At 58.8% G+C, this 1,084-nt stretch carries 1 protein-coding gene; it reads left to right on the top strand.

Annotation, left to right across the window (positions count from 1 at the left end; translation table 11 throughout):
- Positions 1–93: 93 nt before the first annotated feature.
- Positions 94–1,084 (top strand): IS481 family transposase (locus EWH10_RS21615; protein ID WP_130030191.1); only part of this gene is annotated, 991 nt, incomplete at its 3' end.

The following is a 1,084-nucleotide window of genomic DNA, read 5'->3' as shown; positions in this document are numbered from 1 at the left end:
CTGTCTGGTTGCGACACATCATTGGGATATGGTAAAGAGCGCTATCGCGGATCACGCGTGGCGCTTTGCTGCTCTTGCTGATGAGGTTTCGTGATGGTGCAGATACATCCCCAAGCTCGGACCACGCCTGCTGTAAGGGCGGAAATTGCCCGTTCGACCGAGCCTACCAGTGTCGTGGCGAAACGCTATGGCATCAGCGATGAGACAGTCCGCAAATGGCGCAAGCGAGGAGAGCAGGCGGTCCTGGATCGCCCAAGTCGGCCCCATCATCTGGCGTGGCGTATGAATGAGGAAGAACGCGCGATCATCTGCGCAGTACGCAGGGCAACAGGCTTTGCCCTGGATGATCTGACCTTCGTGCTCCGGCACTTCCTGCCACACCTCAATCGCGACGGCATCTACAGGGTACTCAAGGCCGAAGGGCTCAATCGACGACCGCCCAAGCCCACGGCGCAGCCGCGTAGAGGACAGGGGCGCTTCCAGGACTATGACCTGGGCTTTGTCCATATCGACGTCAAACATCTACCCAAGCTGCGCACCGCGGACGGCGAAACCCGCAAACGATTCCTCTATGTCGCCATCGACCGCTGCTCACGCTTCGTCCATCTGGCCGTCTACGACGCCGAAAATGCTGCCAATGCAGTGGCCTTCCTCCATGCCGCCAGAAAGGCTTTCCCCTTCCGCATCACCCATGTGCTGACAGACCGGGGATCCTGTTTTACCGCCGAAGATTTCGAACGCGCCTGCGCGAAGATCAAGGTCGTTCACCGCACGACGCGACCCTATACGCCGCAAACCAATGGCATGGTCGAACGCTTTAACGGCCGCATCGCCAGCGAAGTGTTGGGCATCAACGTCGCCGGCCATGCTGATCTCGAAATCCTGCTGACCGGCTTCAACCGCGCCTACAATCGGCGACGACAGCGCGTGCTCCACGGCAGGTCACCATGCCAGAAGGTAGAGGAGCGGATCGACCTAATGCCCGCGCTCGCCAATCCTCTTTACAAGCCGATGGTACCGGACGATCTTATGACTAAAGTCGACGACGTACTATATTACGCCAATGATGTGTCGCAACCAGACA

It is taken from the genome of Sphingobium fuliginis (assembly GCF_004152845.1).
GTDB lineage: Bacteria > Pseudomonadota > Alphaproteobacteria > Sphingomonadales > Sphingomonadaceae > Sphingobium > Sphingobium fuliginis.
This window is presented reverse-complemented; position numbering and strand designations above follow the sequence as displayed.